Origin of the sequence: Brevibacillus sp. AF8 (assembly GCF_021270385.1) — a bacterium.
In the GTDB taxonomy this organism is placed as follows: Bacteria; Bacillota; Bacilli; order Brevibacillales; family Brevibacillaceae; genus Brevibacillus.
Genome location: NZ_JAGQDN010000001.1, coordinates 321,186 through 341,042, shown reverse-complemented (window position 1 = coordinate 341,042; position 19,857 = coordinate 321,186). Strand labels below are relative to the sequence as shown.

Annotated in this window: 18 protein-coding genes; 13 read left to right on the top strand and 5 right to left on the bottom strand. The window is 45.8% G+C overall.

Going from position 1 to position 19,857, the window contains the following annotated elements; all coding sequences use genetic code 11:
* Positions 1-487: 487 nt before the first annotated feature.
* Positions 488-1,519 carry a YkvI family membrane protein gene (locus tag KB186_RS01085; protein WP_173607687.1) on the bottom strand — a complete coding sequence of 344 codons (1,032 nt, stop codon included), beginning with the start codon at positions 1,517-1,519 and terminating at the stop codon, positions 488-490.
* Positions 1,520-1,675: 156 nt separating this feature from the next.
* Entirely contained in the window at positions 1,676-3,070 is a 1,395-nt protein-coding gene (locus tag KB186_RS01080) for a hypothetical protein (protein ID WP_232772927.1), read from the bottom strand.
* Positions 3,071-3,304: 234 nt separating this feature from the next.
* Here KB186_RS01080 and KB186_RS01075 point away from each other — a divergent pair, with 234 nt between their 5' ends.
* The 3 genes from KB186_RS01075 (at position 3,305) to KB186_RS01065 (ending at position 6,806) form a co-directional block, all read left to right on the top strand.
* Positions 3,305-4,606 carry an AAA family ATPase gene (locus KB186_RS01075; RefSeq protein ID WP_221868488.1) on the top strand — a complete coding sequence of 434 codons (1,302 nt, stop codon included), beginning with the start codon at positions 3,305-3,307 and terminating at the stop codon, positions 4,604-4,606.
* A gap of 12 nt (positions 4,607-4,618) precedes the next feature.
* Positions 4,619-6,337, top strand: a complete 1,719-nt coding sequence (locus tag KB186_RS01070) for a hypothetical protein (RefSeq protein ID WP_232772926.1) — start codon at positions 4,619-4,621, stop codon at positions 6,335-6,337.
* Positions 6,338-6,506: 169 nt separating this feature from the next.
* Positions 6,507-6,806 (top strand): MarR family winged helix-turn-helix transcriptional regulator, encoded by a 300-nt coding sequence (locus KB186_RS01065; protein WP_173607683.1) that lies wholly within the window; start codon positions 6,507-6,509, stop codon positions 6,804-6,806.
* Positions 6,807-6,866: 60 nt separating this feature from the next.
* Here KB186_RS01065 and KB186_RS01060 read toward each other — a convergent pair whose 3' ends face one another.
* Positions 6,867-7,745, bottom strand: coding sequence for a 5'-3' exonuclease (locus KB186_RS01060; protein ID WP_173607682.1), 879 nt, complete (start codon positions 7,743-7,745; stop codon positions 6,867-6,869).
* A gap of 252 nt (positions 7,746-7,997) precedes the next feature.
* Here KB186_RS01060 and KB186_RS01055 point away from each other — a divergent pair, with 252 nt between their 5' ends.
* The 10 genes from KB186_RS01055 (at position 7,998) to KB186_RS01010 (ending at position 16,958) form a co-directional block, all read left to right on the top strand.
* Positions 7,998-8,204 carry an alpha/beta-type small acid-soluble spore protein gene (locus KB186_RS01055; protein ID WP_047067213.1) on the top strand — a complete coding sequence of 69 codons (207 nt, stop codon included), beginning with the start codon at positions 7,998-8,000 and terminating at the stop codon, positions 8,202-8,204.
* A gap of 186 nt (positions 8,205-8,390) precedes the next feature.
* Positions 8,391-8,648, top strand: a complete 258-nt coding sequence (locus KB186_RS01050; protein WP_173607681.1) for a hypothetical protein — start codon at positions 8,391-8,393, stop codon at positions 8,646-8,648.
* A gap of 104 nt (positions 8,649-8,752) precedes the next feature.
* Positions 8,753-9,628, top strand: coding sequence for a M23 family metallopeptidase (locus KB186_RS01045; protein ID WP_173607680.1), 876 nt, complete (start codon positions 8,753-8,755; stop codon positions 9,626-9,628).
* A gap of 15 nt (positions 9,629-9,643) precedes the next feature.
* Entirely contained in the window at positions 9,644-10,459 is an 816-nt protein-coding gene (locus KB186_RS01040) for a GTP pyrophosphokinase (RefSeq protein ID WP_221868486.1), read from the top strand.
* A gap of 71 nt (positions 10,460-10,530) precedes the next feature.
* Complete coding sequence (locus KB186_RS01035; RefSeq protein ID WP_232772925.1) at positions 10,531-11,751, top strand: D-alanyl-D-alanine carboxypeptidase family protein; 1,221 nt, start codon at positions 10,531-10,533, stop codon at positions 11,749-11,751.
* 163 nt (positions 11,752-11,914) lie between these two features.
* The gene (locus KB186_RS01030; protein ID WP_232772924.1) at positions 11,915-12,790 is read left to right on the top strand and encodes a glycosyltransferase; all 876 of its coding nucleotides are present in this window, start codon (positions 11,915-11,917) and stop codon (positions 12,788-12,790) included.
* The gene (locus KB186_RS01025; protein ID WP_255688346.1) at positions 12,750-13,505 is read left to right on the top strand and encodes a glycosyltransferase family 2 protein; all 756 of its coding nucleotides are present in this window, start codon (positions 12,750-12,752) and stop codon (positions 13,503-13,505) included. The genes KB186_RS01030 and KB186_RS01025 overlap by 41 nt, the downstream gene beginning before the upstream one ends.
* Positions 13,506-13,684: 179 nt before the next feature.
* A complete protein-coding gene (gene deoD / locus KB186_RS01020; protein ID WP_173607676.1) occupies positions 13,685-14,392 on the top strand; it encodes a purine-nucleoside phosphorylase in 708 nt (235 codons plus the stop codon).
* Between the two features lie 80 nt (positions 14,393-14,472).
* Positions 14,473-15,162 carry a DUF4241 domain-containing protein gene (locus KB186_RS01015; protein ID WP_221868483.1) on the top strand — a complete coding sequence of 230 codons (690 nt, stop codon included), beginning with the start codon at positions 14,473-14,475 and terminating at the stop codon, positions 15,160-15,162.
* An 836-nt stretch (positions 15,163-15,998) separates the two neighbouring features.
* A complete protein-coding gene (locus KB186_RS01010) occupies positions 15,999-16,958 on the top strand; it encodes a tyrosine-type recombinase/integrase (RefSeq protein WP_232773070.1) in 960 nt (319 codons plus the stop codon).
* A 505-nt stretch (positions 16,959-17,463) separates the two neighbouring features.
* Here the strand turns inward: KB186_RS01010 and mmuM are convergent.
* Both mmuM and KB186_RS01000 read right to left on the bottom strand, forming a co-directional pair.
* The gene (gene mmuM, locus KB186_RS01005) at positions 17,464-18,399 is read right to left on the bottom strand and encodes a homocysteine S-methyltransferase (protein ID WP_232772922.1); all 936 of its coding nucleotides are present in this window, start codon (positions 18,397-18,399) and stop codon (positions 17,464-17,466) included.
* A 23-nt stretch (positions 18,400-18,422) separates the two neighbouring features.
* Positions 18,423-19,856 carry an amino acid permease gene (locus KB186_RS01000; RefSeq protein WP_232772921.1) on the bottom strand — a complete coding sequence of 478 codons (1,434 nt, stop codon included), beginning with the start codon at positions 19,854-19,856 and terminating at the stop codon, positions 18,423-18,425.
* Position 19,857 lies beyond the last annotated feature (1 nt).

Below are 19,857 nucleotides of genomic sequence, written 5' to 3'. Positions count from 1 at the left end.
TGATACACCACTGGCAATTCCGGTAATCTTGATGAGTCTTGCTGCTCTTCGGCCTTGATTGGAGAAGTTGAGAAGAAGGTGAGTAACAGAACGAGCATGGTTTTTAATAAGGTAAAAAATTTCACGATAGGAATTCCTTTCTAGTAGGTTGATGAGTTGGTCCTTAATCTATGCCGGTTCCATGGTTACAAATGTTACCATACGTTTGTAAAAAAATGAAAGAGTTATTAATGTGGCTACGAATTTTATTCAACTCAGGGAACAAAGAATCCATCAGAAGTATATATTACGAGAAACAAATCAGCGAAAATGTAAATTCCGTATTTTATATCTAATTATTACATTATTGTTCGGTTTTAAAGCGACCTCTTTGTGCCTTGTTAAAAAAATTACGGGGGTAATACTTTTATGTGGGCCCTTCATTCACTTTAAATCCGAACATTATCGGCATGGAAGAAGGGGCGGAAATGTTTTAATGGTTCTGCAATCAAAAACGCTTTCTGATTACATTCCCTGGAACCGAAATCCGACAGAGCGTAGACAACCCCAAATACCCGAACAACGGATACAAAAACATGAGCAACTGACTATACCCAATCAGGCACAATACGAAAGCAGTAGAGAACAAATACAAATATAGCCGCGATTCCGGAACGTCCAGTAATTCACGCAACTGCTGACCAATTCCGAATACATTAGAAATCAATGTAGTAAAAATCTCGGAATAGAGCACGAAAACAAAGAACAATTGAAGCCACTCGTTCCATTGGTCTGTTACAAAAAGGATCGGGATATTCATGAGACGGACGTCGTCCCAGTTGGCCAACATGGCCGTATGGACGACGAGGAGCATGAATCCAAGCACGACTCCGCCAATGACGGCTGCCCGAAACAAAACAACCTTGTCGCGGATCGCATAGCCGATCGGGATGAGAACGGATTGGGCCATGGCCAGATTAAACGACACGTATAAGACTGTTTTCCATAAGAAGGAGTAATCGGATGGGGGTGAGAGAGGCATGGGAGATTCTGCGGTGCCATCCAGCAAAATGAGCAAAGCGAACAATACCATGGACGGAACGACAATCGCATTCACGACGAGTAGCTGCTCCAACCCTTTTCGCAGAATCAACAGGGCGAGCAAAACAGTGGCTGTGGTCCCGATCAAATACGGGATGTCAAACTGCTCCTCCAAGACTGAGCCCGCTCCTGCCAACATGACAGTCGTTACGCCAAAAAGGGTGAGAAAGACCAAAATATTCATCGTACGACCAATCATCGGTCCAAACAGTTTTTGATTAAAGGATTCATAGGAGGGTGTGCGCAATTGATGAGCGATTAGCATCATCTTGTAGCCCAGCCAGACAAAAAGAGATGTGGCGAGCAGGATGCCGATTGTTCCGGCATGGCCGTAGGCGGTGAAAAACGCGAGTATTTCTTGACCGCTCGCAAACCCGGCGCCCACGACGGTCCCAATGTACGTCGCTGCGACTTGGATACTTTTTCCCCACAACTTCATACTGGTTTTTTCCTTTCCTATCCAAATAGAGGCTAGTACAAGTGTATGAGTCTCGGAGAAAAACAGAATGAGAAAACTCGTCTATCTCATAACCTAACCAAGGAAAAAAAGCGAATGGCTCGTGACCATTCGCTTTTTCGTATAAATACCGACATTTTACAGAAGAAACATCGCCACGATTGTCGTCACCAAAAGCCCAATCGCCACGGGATACAAATTTCGTCTTGCCAGCTCAAAAGGATCTACTCCACAAATGGCTGCAGCAGGTATCAATGCCCAAGGAATGATCGTTCCACCGCCGACCCAGATGGCGGCAATTTGTCCGAGCGCTGTTAACGTTGCGGCACCGGCACCCAGAGCAGTTGCAAACAGTTGGGCCAAAGAGCCAGCCAGTGTAATCCCGGAGAAGCCTGAGCCATCCAGCCCTGTAATGACACCCACTGCGGATACTGTGAGGGCAGCTACTTCCTTGCTAATGGGAATCATATGTGCAAGCGCCACACCGAGGTCATTTACGATTCCGTGTGATCCCTGTGGCAGCACCTCCCCAAACACCTTGATAAACCCACTGTCCCCCATATAAAAGAAAGCAGCAATCGGGATGACCGGACCAAATACTTTAAAGCCGAACTGAAAGCCTTGAATGAGATGTGTGGTTACCTGCTCGAGACCACTTTGCTTGTGCGCCAGCATCGTTGCGATGATGAGGATGAGCAAGGCGGTTCCGCCCACAAGCGCCGTTGCATCACCTCCGCGTAAATCAAAAGCAAACATGGCCACGACATCAAGGACAAATAATACTGGTACGAGCCCAGCCAACGTACGCCGCACGCCATCTGACAACGGGACTCGTGCGGAAGTAAAAACAGCATCGGGGACGACTGTCTCTTTGGGAGATGCAAGCACGCCGAGCTTCATGTCTTTTTTCAAATACCAGAATGCAATTGCAGTAGTCACCACGCCCATAATAATAACGAGAGGGACGCTAGCCGAAATCACGTCCGAAACAGGAATTCCTGCGGCTTTGGCCGTTAAAGTGGGAGCGCCTTGAATAATATAATCGCCGGACAGTGCAATCCCATGTCCAAACAAGTTCATCGAAACGGCGACACCCATCGCAGGCAAGCCAGCGCGCAATGCCACAGGTAACATGACAGCTCCGATCAGTGCGACAGCTGGAGAAGGCCAGAAAAACCAGGAAATGACCATCATGACGATCCCGATGACCCAATAAGCCCATGCAGGATTTCGAACCAAATGGGTCATCGGCCGAATCATCGTTTCATTTACGCCCGTATCGGTCAAAACGTGACTCATCGCAACAATGATGCAGATGACTAAAATCGTCGGCAATAGCTCGGTAATCGCGTAGATGAAGCTGCCGAATATTCCGCCGACGGCTGTTGTCACAGAGCCTGTCGCGACGAACCCGATGATCGCTATACCCACGATACTGATCAAACTCGTATCTTTTCGCAAAACCATCACAAGAATAATGCCGATTACGAACAAGACATACACACCATGTATCCACAAAAGCTCGATTCCCATGTCGCACCCTCCTTTTTCGTTACTCCGATGAAAGTACCTTGATGTCACAACATATGCGAAAAATAGGCCATGGGTGAACGCACATCCTAGAGCAGACGGGTGAAGCATCTGCAAAACTGGCATTTTTGTCCACGATATGCCACTATTAATGAATGACGTATATTTGGGTTCCAAGCAAGAGAGGGGGATCGGCATATCGACGTACGTAACCAGTCCGTCGTGAAGCCAACTACGATGAATTCGACTACACCCATCCAACGTAAAATGGACCAGGCAATTGAGCTATTGGAGCGCCGTTTCCTGGAAAGAAGTGAACTGATTCGCCTTTTAATGCTCGGCATCATGAGCGGAGAAAATGCTTTGTTAATCGGTCCGCCGGGTACAGCCAAGTCTCAGCTAGCACGATCAGTCTCTCAGCTTTTTGGATCAGAACATTGGTTCGAGTATTTGCTTACCCGTTTTACGACACCTGATGAGATATTCGGTCCAGTCTCCCTTCAGCAATTGAAACTGGATCAATACGTACGAAAAACAACGGGCTATTTGCCCAACGCCCAGTTTGCGTTTTTGGACGAAATTTTCAAAGCGAACAGCGCGATTCTGAATGCGCTGCTATCTATATTGAACGAACGAATTTATTTCAATGGCAGAGAAAAAGAGGAGGTTCCCTTGCAGTTTTTAATCGCTGCATCGAATGAACTTCCTGATGACGATGACCAATTGACTGCTCTTTATGACCGCTTCCTGTTCCGTTACGAGGTTCACTATTTGAAAGTCGCTTCCAGCTATGAGCGCATGTTTTCTTTGCCAACAACGCCTCTTCCCGTTGTGTTCTCGCTGTATGACGTGAAGGATATTCAAGCGGCAGCGAAGCAAGTGGTCATTCCAGAAACCATCATTTATTTCTTGTACCGCCTAAAACAAGACCTGGAAGAAAAAGAGTATGTGCTCTCCGACCGTCGCTGGAGCAAAATCGCGCATGTATGGCGTACTTCTGCCGCCTTGCATGGACGTGAGCAAGTGACGATCTGGGACACGGTTTTCACTCCGCATATGCTGTGGAATGTCCCTGAGGACTTAACCGTTATGCAGGAAGTGTTTGAACAACAATTTACGGAAATGTTGAAGAGTGATATGGAGAATGAATTGCCACTCCAGCGTTTCGGACAAATTGCGGATAAATGGAAGGAAAAAGAATCGGAGCTGCATGCCTTTCAGTTTAAAAAGGAAGTGGGCGCAAAGCTGGGCAAGGAAGCGACGGAGCGCAATGTCCGTTTGCTGGAGGAGAGTCGCGATGAGGTCGAAGACACGGCGCGAGACTTGCGTAATCGGCTCATTCAGTGGGAGAAGCGGGAGCACGATCTGCATGCCTATGTCCTGGAAAAAAACCGCTTGATTCCCCATGTAGAAAAATACGCGGTCAAATATTCGTATCTGCGCATTGAAGGCGAACGGATTTTGCAGCAGCTCCAGCGCACGTATCGGACGATTTTTGACAAGGAAATCCCCGGGGCGGATTATGATTTTACGTTGTAGGGGGTAGATCGTATGATCATTCGCGCTAGCGGTGTTGATCGCTATGTATTTGAAACATACCTCGCCTCTTCGCGCACCGCTCAGGAATGGGTTCATGAGGCGCGAGCACGAGCAGCATGGTTTGATTTGGAGCTCTTGGCCGACTTTTTCCTCGTTTTTTATTTGGAAAAGCCGGAGATCGATCTGACACAAGAATCCACTCCTTTTCATCATTGGATGATTCGTACGCTCATGAAGCAGTATTTTACTCGCATGATTCATCCCCGTACGGTCGGGCAGGAAAGTGCGTCGTTCAAAACCGCAATCAAGGCTTTGCTGTGGCTGACCGAGACGTTTTCCGAGGAAGTGAAGCAGCGGGAGAAGGATCAACGGCCCTCTCCGCTCTTAACTGGCTTGAAAGACCAGCAAGGTCAGGAAGGAAGCCAACAAGCACAGCTTTCCGAGCTATTAACCGAAAAACAAAAAGCCAAGCTCGAGTTGGTCGGTTATACCCTTCAACAGGGGAAGCGGGTCGTGGAGGACAAGCAGGAGGCCATGGACACCAAGCCGTTAGTGCGGGCAGAGGTATTGTCTTTGCAAAATCGCATTACCGAGCTGCAAGAAGAAATGAAAGTGCAGTTCACGAAACGGACCAAGCTTCTACAAAAGGTGAAAAAATTGGAGGGGGAGCTCGTCCAACGTGAAAAGCAGCTAGATAGACTGCAAAAGCAAGAGAAGGAAGCGATCGCCGCTTTTGAAAAAGAGCTGGGACAATGGCTGGAGCAATCGTTAAAGGCGACGCTATCTACTGAAGAACTCGATACGCTTTTTGTCGAAGAGGTATTTACGGCCAGTCAGCGTTTTGCGAACCGAAGCTGGGGGCATGAGCTAGGAAAGCTGCGGAGGCAAAGCTTTGAGCAGTATTTGAAGTGGATTGAGAAATTAAAGCGCCATCCTGATCTGGTCGCTTTTCTAAACGAGGTAGGCAGGCAAGTCCATCGCTTCCGAGTAAAGCGCAAAGAAATTCGCTCCAGACATTTTCCAGAGGAATACTATGATTTGCGACAATCGGGCGATATTGCACACATGCTGCCTGGTGAAGCAGTGCTTCTCGCTGATCCGGACTTCGAGGACTACTTCATGCTCAAATGGCTGGAGCAAAAGCTCATGACCTACGATACCTCGGGATGGGCAGAAGAACCGCCAAAAGGTCCGGTGATCTGCATGTTGGACACATCCCATTCGATGCGCGGAAGTAAGCTGCGGCTTGCGCAAATTTTTATCATGACGTTTGCCGCCCTTTCGATGCTGGAAAAGCGTGATTTTATCCTCCTCTTGTTCGGGGCTAAAGGTGAGATTAGAGAGCAACCGCTCTATCACAAAAAGCCGGATTGGCCTGCTTTTTACGGCCTGGCGCAAATGGCGTTTGGCGGCGGAACGCACTTCGACGCCCCGATGAAGCGGGCCATCGAGCTGGTAGAAAAGGAACAAGCGTGGAAAGGTGCGGATTTTGTCATGGTAACGGATGGAATTGGGGGCATTTCTCCTTATGTCCAAGAAAAACTCATCTCTTTGGGTCAGCAGAAACAAGTTCGCTTGCACAGCTTGATTGTGGGTTCTGCGAGGCAGCATCTTGTACAAACGTATGATCTGCTGGGTGTTTCTCACCGTGTCAAATTTGCGACGAGCTGGGAAGCGGATGGGGAGGAGAATACAGGATTGCTCCTGGATGTATTTCAAATAGCCAAATAAGTCGTTCGACGCTACTTCCAAATCTCGTCTCCTCTCGTGGGACGGGATTTTTTAGTGAAGCTTAAGAAAAAATTTATCTCTTACCCACTTTTTTCTTTATTTGTTTCGCCTATGCTGAGCGTAGCCAGGCAACCTGTTCAAATGATGGATACTGCAAAAGGAGGACACTATGGAGGAACTGATTAAGCTGGCCAAGCTTATAAGGGGAGTCAATGTCTTGTTTTCAAATATTGCGCAAAAAGAGTTAGAGACAAATGAAATCAATTGGCAACAAGTATTGATTCTCGAAATTCTTGAAAACGGGCCAAGAACGATGGGAGACATTAGCAAGGCTGTTAATTTGTCAAACAGTACAACTTCGGGCTTAATTAGCAGGTTGGAAGAGGAAAACTTGGTACGGAGATACCGAGACCAAACGGATCGCCGAATCGTCTGGGTTTCACTGACGGAGCGACTATACAGTGCATAAAGAAATCGGCTGAAAAAAGCGGATAGACCGCTTCTTCTCAGCCGTTGATTATGACCCTTATTAGCCAACTCTCGCTGCCATCGTACGTCCGAATTCAAGCTCGTCGAATTTGTTCTGAACGACTTGACGATCGTATTCCCATTGGGCATCCTCCAGCGCATACTCTACTGGAACATCCCGAATAATCGTAGCCAGCTTTTTGCTCAAGTACACCTGATCGCGATTTTCTTCCAGCTTGCTGCGCATTTTAGGCGTACAGCTTGCCAGATTTACATATAGGTTATCCAGATCACCATGCTCGGTAATCAGTTTTGTCGCTGTTTTTTCACCAATTCCTGGGCAGCCTGGAATACAGTCAGAGGCATCTCCCATTAAAGCTTTGACATCAACGACCTGTTCAGGTGTAATTCCCCGCAATGCCAAGAGGCTCGCTGGATTATAATGCTCGTGTTTGCCACCATTTTTCAGGATTTTAACGCTTACTCGCTCAGATACGAGTTGCAAGCTATCGTAATCACCTGTCGCAATGATCACCTCGTGTCCTTCTTCGGAAAGGCGTGTGGAGAGCGTACCTAATACATCATCGCCTTCATAGCCTGGGCAACCCAAGTTCGGAACCGAGAATGCATCCGTTACTTCTTTTACCAAATCGAATTGTGGAATGAGCTCATCCGGTGCCGCTTGACGATTTGATTTATATCCGTCATACCATTGACTGCGCACCAAAGACTCGCGCGAAGCGACATCCCAGCCCACCACGAGATGAGTAGGACGTGTCAACTCTGCGTAATCGAGCATCATTTTTGTAAATCCATAAACCGCATTTGTGTACACACCTGTTGAAGTCTGGCGATAGGCTCCACCCCAAGCAGAACCATAAAAGGCGCGAAATAAAAAGCTCATGCCATCGATGAGCAGTACTTTTCCTGAATCACTCACAAAACCTTGCCCCTCTCACTACCAAACTATACGCACCATTATAGCATAAAGGAGCGGGACAACCTTGTCAGATTTTACAACAGAAATATCAAGTGAAAACGTGCATGTACTTTTTTTACGGTGGGATGATAGTACCACAAGAGGTCAACAACCACTCTTGAATATCAACTTCCGGTCTCAAGGTGAGAAGCAAAAAACGCTAGGCGGTTCAACTCCGTCCCGGGAGAAAAAAAGCGTTGGGAGGAATCAATCATGGCAAACAACGGTGGAAGCTCCAACAACCTGCTAGTTCCTCAAGCGAACCAAGCTTTGGATCAACTCAAGTATGAGATTGCATCTGAATTCGGTGTAAATCTCGGACCAGACACTACTTCTCGTCAAAACGGTTCTGTTGGTGGCGAAATTACCAAGCGTCTGGTGAGCTTTGCTGAGCAACAAATGGCTGGCCGTCAAGTCTAACGTACTGACAAGTAAATAGCTGGATGATGAGAGGTCCCTTCAATAAGGGGCCTTTCTATTTTTCCAAACGCCGCCCTTTTCTGCCACTTGTGTGCAAACACACAAGCACAATCGCGGACTAGTCATATGGTGTAACGAACAGTTAACTATCCTCGTTTGTCCAGTGGAAAGGAGCGACGTCCGGCTATGAAGAAAAAAGAATTCAAGCAGCTTTTAAAAAAGCATCCCGAATTTGAAGCGTGGGTCCTCGAAGATTCCATGCGGATTAGAGCGGTCCGTAGCAACCCCGGTATGGCCGAAGAATTGTTTAAAAGATGGAACGACCGAAAAAAAGGGGTACTTGATTTTGAGGGCATCTCACAAAAAACCAAACGTGCAAGCGAAATGCTGACAGGCGTGCAATCCATCATGGAAATGATGTCGGATTATTCGAAGAAACAGTAAGATTACATTTGGAATGATTGGAGAAGGCTAGCTCATTAGCCTTCTTTTTCTTTTTCCTTTCAGGGTGTGTTTTGTTATACTAGAAAATGGGAGGGAGCATGTCTATGTTCAAATCAATGGTTAGTCTCATGTTGGTCACAGCATTGACGCTCGTCTCTGGGACAAGCATATTTAGCCAGACAGTAGAAGGGGTTTACGCCCAAACAACGAAACAACAGCCAGCGATTAGCGTAACTCCAGCCAAAACATATCCTGGGGACGTTATTTTTGTACGCAGTAAGGAGCCACAAACCGTAACGTTATTCTCTCAGAACTATCGTTTGCAAAAGACACAGGATGAGTACGCCCGGTTTATCCCGATTCCTTTTAACACGAAAGCAGGGACCTATAAAGTTACCTCTGCGGACAAAAAACTTTCCGTAACAGTGACAATCGCACCGAAAAAATTCGAAGTAGACAAGCTCACGGTAAGTAAACAGCTTAACAAAATGCGACAGGATACAAATCGAATCAATGCAGATCAAAAAAAGATCAATGCAGCCAGATCAAATTCGCGAGCGATTCCATATTTCACGGAGCCGTTTCAACAGCCAGCAGTCGGAAAATTAACGACTCCATTCGGCTACCAACGTGTAGTAAATGGTGTACCAGCCAACCGGCACGCGGCGATTGACATCGCAAACAAAACAGGAACACCAATCTGGGCGAGCAACCATGGGAAAGTGGTTCTGGCCGACTCTTTGTACTTAACAGGCAATACCATCATCATCGATCACGGGTTAAATATTTTTTCCATTTATGCTCACTTGTCCAAGCTAGAAGTAAAGACAGGGCAAGAAGTGAAACAGGGACAGGTGATTGGACAAATGGGTAGCACCGGTTTTTCTACAGGTCCTCACCTTCATTACGGCATGTTAGTGGGTAATACGTATGTGAATCCGCAGCCGTTTTTTGACGCATCACCTTTCCTCTGGAAGTAATTTGGAGGTGTCTTCATGAGAGTCACAAATGTGCCAAGCAAAGTGCTCAACAACATGGTTCATTTCTTGGCGCCGTATGAACAGGCAGTTGAAGAGCTGAAGTTAAAACTAAAAGGAATTAAATACGGCTTTCAAAAAAGCGGCCGTTATTCTCCTATTGAATTTGTTGTCGGACGAGTGAAAAAAGTCGACAGTTTAATAAAGAAGGCGAACGAAAAAGGAATCGACTTTTTGGGAGATCATTGGCAAAGTGACGTCGCCAAGGAAGTCCAGGATATCGCGGGCCTTCGAGTCGTATGCCGCTATGTAGACGATGTGCGTGAGGTGCAGCAGTTGTTGCAGGAGCGGGAGGATATTGTCATTCACGATGTCAAAGACTATATAGCAGCCCCGAAGGAATCCGGCTATAGAAGTATCCACATGATCGTCTCGTATACGGTCTACCACGGTAGCGAAAAGAAAACACTTTTTTGTGAGATCCAAATTCGTACATTGGGAATGAACTTTTGGGCGACAAATGAACACGAACTGCGCTACAAATATGCGGGCAACATTCCGTCAGACGTTTTGCAGCAGCTTCATGAAGCGTCCGTGATCACCCATCAGCTGGACGTGTTGATGAACAATTTGCGTCAAGAAATTCTCACACCGGCAGAAGTTGATACGACACTGGAAGAAAAATTGGAAGAAATATTTTCTTTGTACGTCAAGCAAGATCTTGATTCCGCTGCTGCCTTGTACAGGGAACATGTCAGTGGTTTCGAAGAGGCTTTTGCGGACAATCCTAAGTTTAAAATGATCCACGATTTGTTGGGAATCCGGTTGAAATAACGTCTTTTGTTGTCTACAGACCAAATGTAACCTGAAAATACGCGACAAAGTAGGAAAGGATATAGACTAACATGCGCTTTTTACTAACGAACCTACTCGTTGTGGTGATGGTTTTGTTCAACCTGGGCATGCCTTCCGCTTATGCCGAGGAGTCATCAAGCCTGGAGCCTAACACTCTCACTGGACAATCAGCCATTCTGATTGATGCTACAACGGGACAAGTCTTGTTTGAAAAGAACCCTCATGAGAAGTTGTACCCTGCTAGTATTACAAAAATCGCAACAGGTATTTACGCGATAGAAAAAGGGAATCTGGATGACACTGTCACCGTCTCCAAAAAAGCACGCCGTGAAGAAGGAACACGTGTTTATTTGGAGGAGGGAGAACAGATTTCCCTGCGCAATTTGTTATACGGACTGCTCATGAATTCAGGTAACGACGCTGGTACAGCGATTGCTGAGCATATGGGCCAGACGACGGAGCGTTTTGCAGTGGATTTGAACGCCTTTTTGAAAGAAAAAGTAGGTGTCAGCGAAACGAATTTTACCAATCCACACGGACTGCATGATCCGAATCATTACACGACTGTTGCCGACATGGCCAAAATTTCGCAGTACGCGATGAAAAACCCCGTATTCAGGGAAATTGTTGGCACGAAGCGGCTGCCTTGGCATGGACAAACGTGGGAAACAGTTCTAGTGAATCACAACAAGCTCCTGCGCGATTACGAAGGGGCAACTGGCATCAAAAACGGTTTCACAGATCAGGCGATGCATACGCTGGTAGGCTCCGCCAAGCGTGGAGAAACGGAGCTCATCGCGGTCACGATGAAGGCCTCTACCAGTGCAAATGCTTACAAAGATGTAAAAAAGCTACTGGACTTTGGCTTTCAAGGATTTGAGACGAAACCAATCGCCAAAAAACGAGATTCTTTTTCAGAAGCTGCTGTCCCTGGCAACAACTCGGTTGTGACTTTTACAGCCAAGGAGGATTTGTATGCGACGGTTCCCAAAGGTTTAGAGCCTTTAGTAGAGCTAAAAGCAGATGGGAAACTGTCTGTACAGGCTGGTAAACTAGCCGTCTCTTATCCGTTGCTTCGTCATGATCCGCCTGCTCCAGCTTCTACTACTGTGTTTGGGGATTCAGAAGGTGGTAACCCACATCCACTGGCCCGTTATAGCGTCTTAATCGTCTGGTTAGGAATGAATCTTTTCTTAATCGTGTATACGTTTTCCCGTGCACAGAGGAATAAACGAATTCGCGAGCGCAGTCTTCAACGGCGGTTCTACTAATACAAAAAATGAGAATCCAAACAGGACGTGTCACTATGCGCGTCCTGTTTTTTTGTTAGGTCATCTCATCTCTTGTTGAGTCGTGAGGGATAGATGCCGTGTCCAATTGTGGAAAACGAGCGTACATTAGAGTAAGAACTTTTCTCTGGTGAGGGGGAGTGAGATGGACAACCGAATCTATGATCGCCCTGCCGTGTCCGTCATCATCCCATTGAGTGACAGCGCCAGGAATATGAAGAAACTGCTTTCTGTTGTCAAAAGAATAGATCCACACACGGAGGTAATCGTCGTGTGCAACGGTGTGAGCTCCCAAGAAACTAGCCTGTCCAATGAATGGGGAGCACAAGTTATTTCAACCGGTTTGGAAGTAGACAGCTATGAGGCAAGAGCGATCGGTTCTGCTCATGCGAGGGGAGACGTTGTACTTTTTATCGACGAGTGCCTCGCCATGCCTCTCTTATACTTGAAGAAATATGTCACGCTGGTCAAAAAGGGATCGGATGTCATTATCACGACATGCTCTGACCATTGGGGATCCAAAAGAGGAAACCGTTCAGCAGGGAGTGCCTATTGCCTGTTGAATCATCTTCTTGGTCAAAAAAGTATGGGCTCCGCTTCCTTTGAGAATATTCCCTTTGCCTTAAGCAGAAAAGCGCTGGAGGCAATTGGTTCCGAGACTTTATGCAATCCGGCAGTTGCTTTGGTTCAAGCGACTGTCTTGGGGCTCAAAATGACGACAATCGCCCCGTTTGCTGTGGAAAAACAACCAACCGGCACTTGTGATATTGTGCGAAAAGACATCCGTACGATTTACCGTGAGCATGCGAAGGCAATCCAGTTACTTACGGGTGGAACGAAGCTGCGACGCGCAGAGCAGGATGGACAAAGACACCGCGACTTGGTGCAGTCATCGGACGTTTTACATTTGCGCTCGGTCATTCAACTAGAATCACGCGTTAAGGAGGGCGGTGTATGGGGTGGCAAACGCAAAGCGAAATATGCGAGATCCCACAAAAAAACGCGAAGAAGAGCACATTAATGGCAAAGAGAAATGCCAGAATGTAAATCGATTAAGTGTCATCCTCTCTGTTCACCACGAGCGGACGATCAAAAAAGTGCTCAAACAAATTGAGAAACTCCGACCCATGGAGATTGTACTCGTTGTGGATGGCTGTCCGGATCAATCGGTAAAAAAAATGCTCGCTTACTCCTCCTGTCCACTCACAGCGTTTGTGTACCCGTTTCCTTTAGGAAATGATGTATGGCGAGCAATTGGTGCCAAGGAGGCCACAGGAGATGTGTGGCTGTTTCTCGATTCAGATCACGTCGTAGCTGCAAATGATATGCAGGCCTTTGTCAGATCGTGTTACCAAGGAGCAGACATTGCGTTGAGAAAATGCATGACACCCCTCCGCCAAACATCCATGGAAGCGGACACCATTTTGCTAGCGAAGACATTTCTCAATGCCCTGGTTTCACGTCATGAACTAGGAACTTCCTCGATGTATGAATTACCTTTTGCTATGACGCGACAAGCTGCCGCTATCATCGGCGTTCAACATTTGGTCGTACCTGCAGTTGCGCACGCTATTGCTCTACACAATCAATTGCGTGTCGTGTCATCTCCTTACATTGCATCAGCAAAACTTACGAGAAAAAGAACGACACCAAGAAAGAATAAACCGAGCGATAACCGGACGATCCTGGGAGATCACCTGGAAGCAATGGATTACGTGATGTCCATAAATGAATGAAACCGATGTCGAGGCGATGCCATTTGTGGGCATCGCTTATTCGTTGTGTGCTGAAGTCACGCGCAAATGCGCCATAATAAGCCGCTGGAATCATTTGATCTCTTGACTTTGCATTGTTCGGTTTTTGTAGTACGATAGGCAAGTAGGTCATTTTTTCTTGATAAAGGAGCAAACAGATTATGAGTATCCATATTGGAGCACAGCAAGGTCAAATTGCTGAAACCATCCTGCTGCCGGGCGATCCGCTACGGGCCAAATACATTGCTGAAACTTTCCTCGAAGGAGCAGAGTGCTACAACAACGTGCGTGGCATGCTTGGCTTCACAGGTACATACAAAGGTAAGCGCGTTTCTGTACAAGGAACGGGCATGGGTGTTCCTTCTATCTCGATCTACGTCAATGAGCTCATGGAATCTTATGGCGTTCAAAACCTGATCCGTGTAGGCACTTGCGGGGCGATCCAGGAAGACATCAAAGTACGTGACGTGATTATCGCCATGAGCGCATCTTCTGAATCCCAAACAAATCGTCTCCTGTTCAACCAGATTGATTTTGCTCCTACTGCTAACTTTGAATTGCTGCACAAAGCGTATCAAGTAGCGACTGAGCGCAATCTACCTGTCAAAGTAGGGAATATCTTTACGAGCGACAGCTTCTATCGTGAGAGCTTGGATTTGTACAAAAAATTGGCATCCTATCAAGTGCTTGCAATTGAAATGGAATCTTCCGCGCTGTACACATTGGCTGCAAAATACAAACGCAACGCATTATCTATCCTCACCGTGAGTGATCATATTCTAACTGGTGAAGAAACTTCCGCTGACGAGCGCCAAACGACTTTCAATGAAATGATTGAAGTAGCGCTGGACGCAGCTCTGATCAAGTAAATTAGCATGCAGACGACATCCCACTGGCAAACTATCGTCAGTGGGATTTTATGTAGAGGATGGAAAAGGGGGAAGGAATCATGAATGATAAATGCCCAGCATTTTTTGAAACGGCATTTAACGAAGGGTATACGAAAGAGCAGAATGGCTATTTATACAGGTTGTTCCGTCAAGATGTAGGCAAACTTCAGATAAAAACTGGAAAAATCGTGGCGAACGATCCGTTTGTCATGTTTGAGACGGAACCATTTGTGGAGGTTTTTCCAAAGGGGAGCTTCTCCGTACAGCTCGCTATCGCGCAAGTTCAATCCCTGTCAAAGGATGGGCAAACGGATGACGCTCTGGAGCCTGATGAACGGGTAGCATTGGCACGGCTTGTCTTCTCTGATAAACCTGTCGTGTCTTGGAAAATGGCTGTTTGGCCGGAGTCAGATGTATCGCAGCTTGGCGAAGGTGAATTTTTTGGCTATGGTGTGGATGCGGGGACAGGCTCGTTCATGGATGCAGAATCTTGCACGCTTTTGGAACGAGAAATGGAGAAGGACGAGATGTTCTATGAGACGTTGACAAAGAAAATGGATCAAACGTATAAACACACGCGGAGTTGGGGGCTAATTGATTTAGCGGAAGGCTGTAATGTTGCCATGTTTTCAACAGGTTGGGGAGACGGCAGCTACGCGAGCTATATCGGTTATGATGCTGAAGGACAGATTGTGCGTTTGGTAACAGATTTTTACTTGTTGGAATGGATGGGAACCGCAGAAGAATAGAAGGTGGGTAAATAGGGGAAAGAGAGAAGAAAAGCGAATAGACGCCAAAGTAGAGTGCCTCCAGTGGCACTCTTTTTATTGGTTATTTTTTCTTATTTCGTTCGAGATATTGCGCCAGGTTATTTAAGGTATTTTCGTACGATCTTTTTTTCGTCGTAGTGGTGATCGTTTTGGATTTTGGGATGACTTTGGTCATTTGGGGACCTCCGGGCGTTTTTAGTTATAGTGATCTTAATTATAATATATATGAATTTACAATAAATGTAAATACTGTTTTTTATTTAAAATGAATTTTTTTATTTTGATGAAATTTAAGCGATTTAAGCAGATCGTTGATAAATGTCTGAGTAAGCCTTATTCGATGATGGATGGTTCACAACAGTTCTGTTGCTGCCTGTTAATGTCTTGCACTGAAACTGACAAATTAGGTTTTTAAGAGCAAGTTTGGGTGCATCTATGTATGTCATATGGCAGTAATAGATGAGAAAAAGAAAAGCTATATATTTTACAGCATCATTCAGTTAGATCCATGTTCGACCAAGTTTGTGACACAAAACTAATAAACAGGTGAGTGCCCCTCTCAGAAATTATGCATTTCATTTTGAGTCCGATAATATATATTATGTAAACTGATAAAAAGAGCAAGTGGGACAGTAACTAAAGGTTCTTGGTTCCGATGATCTACATTATCAGGAATCTGGTTGGCAAAGGTTCCGGATAATCATCAGTTGCGTCCGGATAAGTTTCGGAGCCGTTCCAATAAGTTTCGTGGATGGTCCATAAAAATCGGTTGCGTCCTTATAATCGATTTATTAGGAGGACGATTAAGTTTGCAGGTGAAACAAGCGATGGATGAATTCTTGTTTTATATGGAGGTTGAACGCAATGTATCAGTGAATACGATACGTAGTTATGCGTACGATTTACATGTTTTTGAGGCTTTTCTCACGAGGGTCCATGGCACATCGGCACTGGAACAAATTCGTAATTCGACGGTTCGGAGGTTCATTCAAGACCAGGTCATTGAGCATCAGACACATCCGCGCACGCTGCAAAGACGTATTTCCTGCTTAAAATCCTTCAGTCGTTTTTGTGCAAAGGAAAACTGGATATCGAACGATTTTATGGTGGGCATTCATGCACCGAAAACAGACAAAAAAGTACCGGTTTACATGAAGTTAATCGAATTACAGATGCTATTTCGGTTTTTAGAGAATGATCAGCGTAAGTTATCGTTACGGAATCATTTGATGTTTAAGCTGTTGGCAACAACCGGGATGCGTCGCCAAGAATTAGTTGATTTGTCTTGGGGGCAGGTTGATTTGGAATGGAATTCCATACGGATTCATGGGAAAGGTAATAAAGAACGTATACTCCCGCTGCATCCGATGGTGATTCCATTGATCAAGCAATACCAGGAACACTTGGAAACGTTTCAATTGCATACTTCCGAGCCAGTTTTTACGAATTACATGGGTCAACGGATAGATCCTCGCGGTTTACATCGGATCTTTAAGGAAGTCCTTCATAATGCGGGCTTACCCCCTCACCGGTTTACACTGCATCATTTGCGGCATACCTTCGCGACTCTGCTCTTGCGTTCCAATGACGATCCTTCAAAGGTAGATATTCGTACGTTGCAGGAGCTTCTTGGCCATGAAAGTTTAGCGACGAGGAGGTTTTATAAAATGCTGTTTCAGTTCATGAAAACGCTATTTCATGAACTGTTTAATAAACGCACTGAAAATCGATTAATTACGTGCTTCGCTTCTAAACGAAATCAAACATTTAAATGATTCCTCTTACTCTGATCATTTCTCTTTATTTTTCCCAATCCTTCTTTCACTCTCAGTTCATTTGTTATCTTCTTCACTATCAAGTTTTGATTTAACTTAACACACTTCTATCCTCTTTCCACTTGTGTTCATTCTAATGGCTTTTTGATTCGTACTGATAATTTTTTCGAATGCCCCTACTCTATGCGAATGTAACTGAAGAACCTTTGGACCAATTGCAATTATCAATGAATTAGAAGGCATTATTACATTATTTTTTACAATTGGACCAATCCTTTTTGAGGGATCATAGCTGCTACATCTGGATGGGTTTGGAGCAATTGAATCAAATCTGCTGAACAACATTTCCTACAAAATTATTTATTCAGCAAGATTAGATTAAGAAAAATGACTTCAACCTATTACACATAATTATTATTTTGTGCAATAGGATCGAATACGAGAATGATTTACACGATCTACAAAAGAAAAAGCCTCATCGTCGTCCGATGAGGTCCTATCATCATTACTTCCTCGCCCAATCAGCGATGGCCTTTATGTCTTCCGGTTTTGTTCTGCAGCAGCCGCCGATTAATCGGGCGCCAGATTCATACCATTCAAGGGCATTGTTGCCATAGCCATCTCTAGAAGATGCTCCGTACCACGTCTTGGTTGTCGGGTCATACCGCTCCCCTGCATTCGGATATACGACGATCGGCTTCATTGTGCAACTGCGTATTTCCTGAACAAGCCTAGGAATATTCCTGGGCGACGTGCAGTTAATGCCTAAAGCGGCTATTTGCTCTTTTTTATCTAGCCATATTGCACATTCCGTGATCGGTGTGCCGTCTGATATATGCAGTTCGTCTTTTGCACTGAAGCTGATCCACGCATAAACTCCGGGAAATTCTTCCAGAAGCCTGACAAGTGCTCTGGCTTCGCTCAAGCATGGTATCGTTTCGCAGGCAAGTATATCGGCGCCTGCATCAATCAGTGCTTTCATCCTAGGCCTGTGGAAATCGATCAGTTCCTCTTCGCTCAGTTCATAAGCTCCTCGGTATTCGGAGCCATCAGCCAAATAAGCACCATACGGACCGACTGAAGCAGCTACAATAGGCTTTGGCCGATCCAGGCGGCCATCTGAGTTTTTCCAAAATTCATCCCGTGCTTGTACGGCTATCTGAACGGACGCCTGAATGAGAAGAATCGCATCCCTCTGGCTCATTCCCCGCCGGACAAATCCTTCCACCGAAGCCTGATAGCTGGCCGTGATCGCGCAGTCAGCCCCCGCCAAAAAATACTCCGTATGCACACGTTTAATTAACTCGGGATTTTCCATCAGCACTTTTGCTGACCATAGGCTATCGTTCAGATTGCATCCGTGACGCTCAAGCTCAGTGGCCATGGCGCCATCGAGGATCATCATCGGAAATTTCTCTAAAATCGTTGCAATCGGATTCATCGTACGCCGAACCTACTCTCGTTCTATTTTTTTATTTCCATTACATCCACAATAGAGTCACTGGTTTTGGTGATTTGCTTTTTGCGATTTTTGATATAGTAAAATAAATAGCAACCAGCCATAAATGCTATACCGCAATAGATCGCAATCCGTTGACTTGGGTCAAAAGCAAGTCCGACACAAGATGCGAGGCATAAACCAAAAGCGGCAATCGGTACAAGCGGGTACAGAGGCGTGCGGTATTTCAAATCGTTGATATCATTGTTTTCCTCAAGAAAACGCTTACGAAACATAAATTGGGACGCTGCAATTGCCATCCAGACAACAACTACGGCAAAACCAGAAATCGAAACAAGAACGAGATATACGGTGTCAGCAGCAAACACACTGGACAGAAGCGATAAACACGCAATCAACATGCTAATGATCAAAGCATTCATCGGTACACCTTTGGAATTTACTCTCCCCAGTCGATGGCTGATCATATTTTCTTTCGAAAGAGCCCACAGCATGCGGGTTGAGGCATACAAGCCCGAGTTAGCAACGGAAAGCAATGCCGTAATAATGACAAAATTCATAATATCGGCCGCGTAAGGCACCCCGATGTTGTCAAAGACCAAGACAAACGGGCTTTCAATAACGCCAGCTTCTCTCCACGGAATTAAACCAGCTAGTACAAAAATGGCGCCGATAAAGAATATCATTGTTCGCCAAATAATGTTCGTCATCGTACGGGGAATACTCTTCTCCGGGTTTTCGCTTTCCCCAGCAGTGATCCCGATTAGCTCCGTTCCCGAGAAGGCAAAGTTGACGGAGATCATCGTCATCACTACAGGGAGAAATCCGTTCGGGATAAGACCGCCCTCTCCAAAAAAATTAGACAACATGGGAGCGGGTGATCCTGTTTTCAATGGAAGAAATCCGAACATCGCAGCGCCGCCCAAAATGATGAACAAAATAATCGCAATGACCTTCACACCTGCGAACCAAAATTCAGTTTCTGCAAAAAATTTGACGGAAAGCGCGTTTGCTATAAAGATCACTCCACCAAAAATAGCGCTCCACATCCACACAGAGGTGTCCGGAAACCATCGCTGCATCAAAAGACCAGACGCTGTAAATTCAGAGCCTACTGTAACCACCCACGTCAGCCAATACATCCATCCTACTGTAAATCCGGTTGCTGGCCCGATATATTTAGTGGCGTAGGTTTGAAAAGAGCCGGTTACAGGCATGGCAACTGATAACTCCCCTAGGCACAACATGACAAGATACATGATTAAGCCACCCACCAGATAAGCAAGAAGCGCTCCCCCAGGACCTGCCTGATTCAGGGTATAGCCAGAGCTTAAAAACAGCCCTGTGCCAATTACCCCTCCTAGGGAGATCATAAACAAATGTCTGCTTTTCATCGTACGACGTAGTTCGGTCTGACCTTTTTCATTCATGTGCCCCATG

Coding starts and splice junctions, on each gene's coding strand:
- KB186_RS01040 (WP_221868486.1), top strand. CDS start 9,644: ATGAGAGTCACAAATGTGCCAAGCAAAGTGCTCAACAACATGGTTCAT.
- KB186_RS01065 (WP_173607683.1), top strand. CDS start 6,507: ATGGAGGAACTGATTAAGCTGGCCAAGCTTATAAGGGGAGTCAATGTC.
- KB186_RS01070 (WP_232772926.1), top strand. CDS start 4,619: ATGATCATTCGCGCTAGCGGTGTTGATCGCTATGTATTTGAAACATAC.
- deoD (WP_173607676.1), top strand. CDS start 13,685: ATGAGTATCCATATTGGAGCACAGCAAGGTCAAATTGCTGAAACCATC.
- KB186_RS01055 (WP_047067213.1), top strand. CDS start 7,998: ATGGCAAACAACGGTGGAAGCTCCAACAACCTGCTAGTTCCTCAAGCG.
- KB186_RS01050 (WP_173607681.1), top strand. CDS start 8,391: ATGAAGAAAAAAGAATTCAAGCAGCTTTTAAAAAAGCATCCCGAATTT.
- KB186_RS01035 (WP_232772925.1), top strand. CDS start 10,531: ATGCGCTTTTTACTAACGAACCTACTCGTTGTGGTGATGGTTTTGTTC.
- KB186_RS01075 (WP_221868488.1), top strand. CDS start 3,305: ATGAATTCGACTACACCCATCCAACGTAAAATGGACCAGGCAATTGAG.
- KB186_RS01080 (WP_232772927.1), bottom strand. CDS start 3,070: ATGGGAATCGAGCTTTTGTGGATACATGGTGTGTATGTCTTGTTCGTA.
- KB186_RS01000 (WP_232772921.1), bottom strand. CDS start 19,856: ATGGGGCACATGAATGAAAAAGGTCAGACCGAACTACGTCGTACGATG.
- KB186_RS01045 (WP_173607680.1), top strand. CDS start 8,753: ATGTTCAAATCAATGGTTAGTCTCATGTTGGTCACAGCATTGACGCTC.
- KB186_RS01015 (WP_221868483.1), top strand. CDS start 14,473: ATGAATGATAAATGCCCAGCATTTTTTGAAACGGCATTTAACGAAGGG.
- mmuM (WP_232772922.1), bottom strand. CDS start 18,399: ATGAATCCGATTGCAACGATTTTAGAGAAATTTCCGATGATGATCCTC.
- KB186_RS01025 (WP_255688346.1), top strand. CDS start 12,750: ATGCGAGATCCCACAAAAAAACGCGAAGAAGAGCACATTAATGGCAAA.
- KB186_RS01030 (WP_232772924.1), top strand. CDS start 11,915: ATGGACAACCGAATCTATGATCGCCCTGCCGTGTCCGTCATCATCCCA.
- KB186_RS01085 (WP_173607687.1), bottom strand. CDS start 1,519: ATGAAGTTGTGGGGAAAAAGTATCCAAGTCGCAGCGACGTACATTGGG.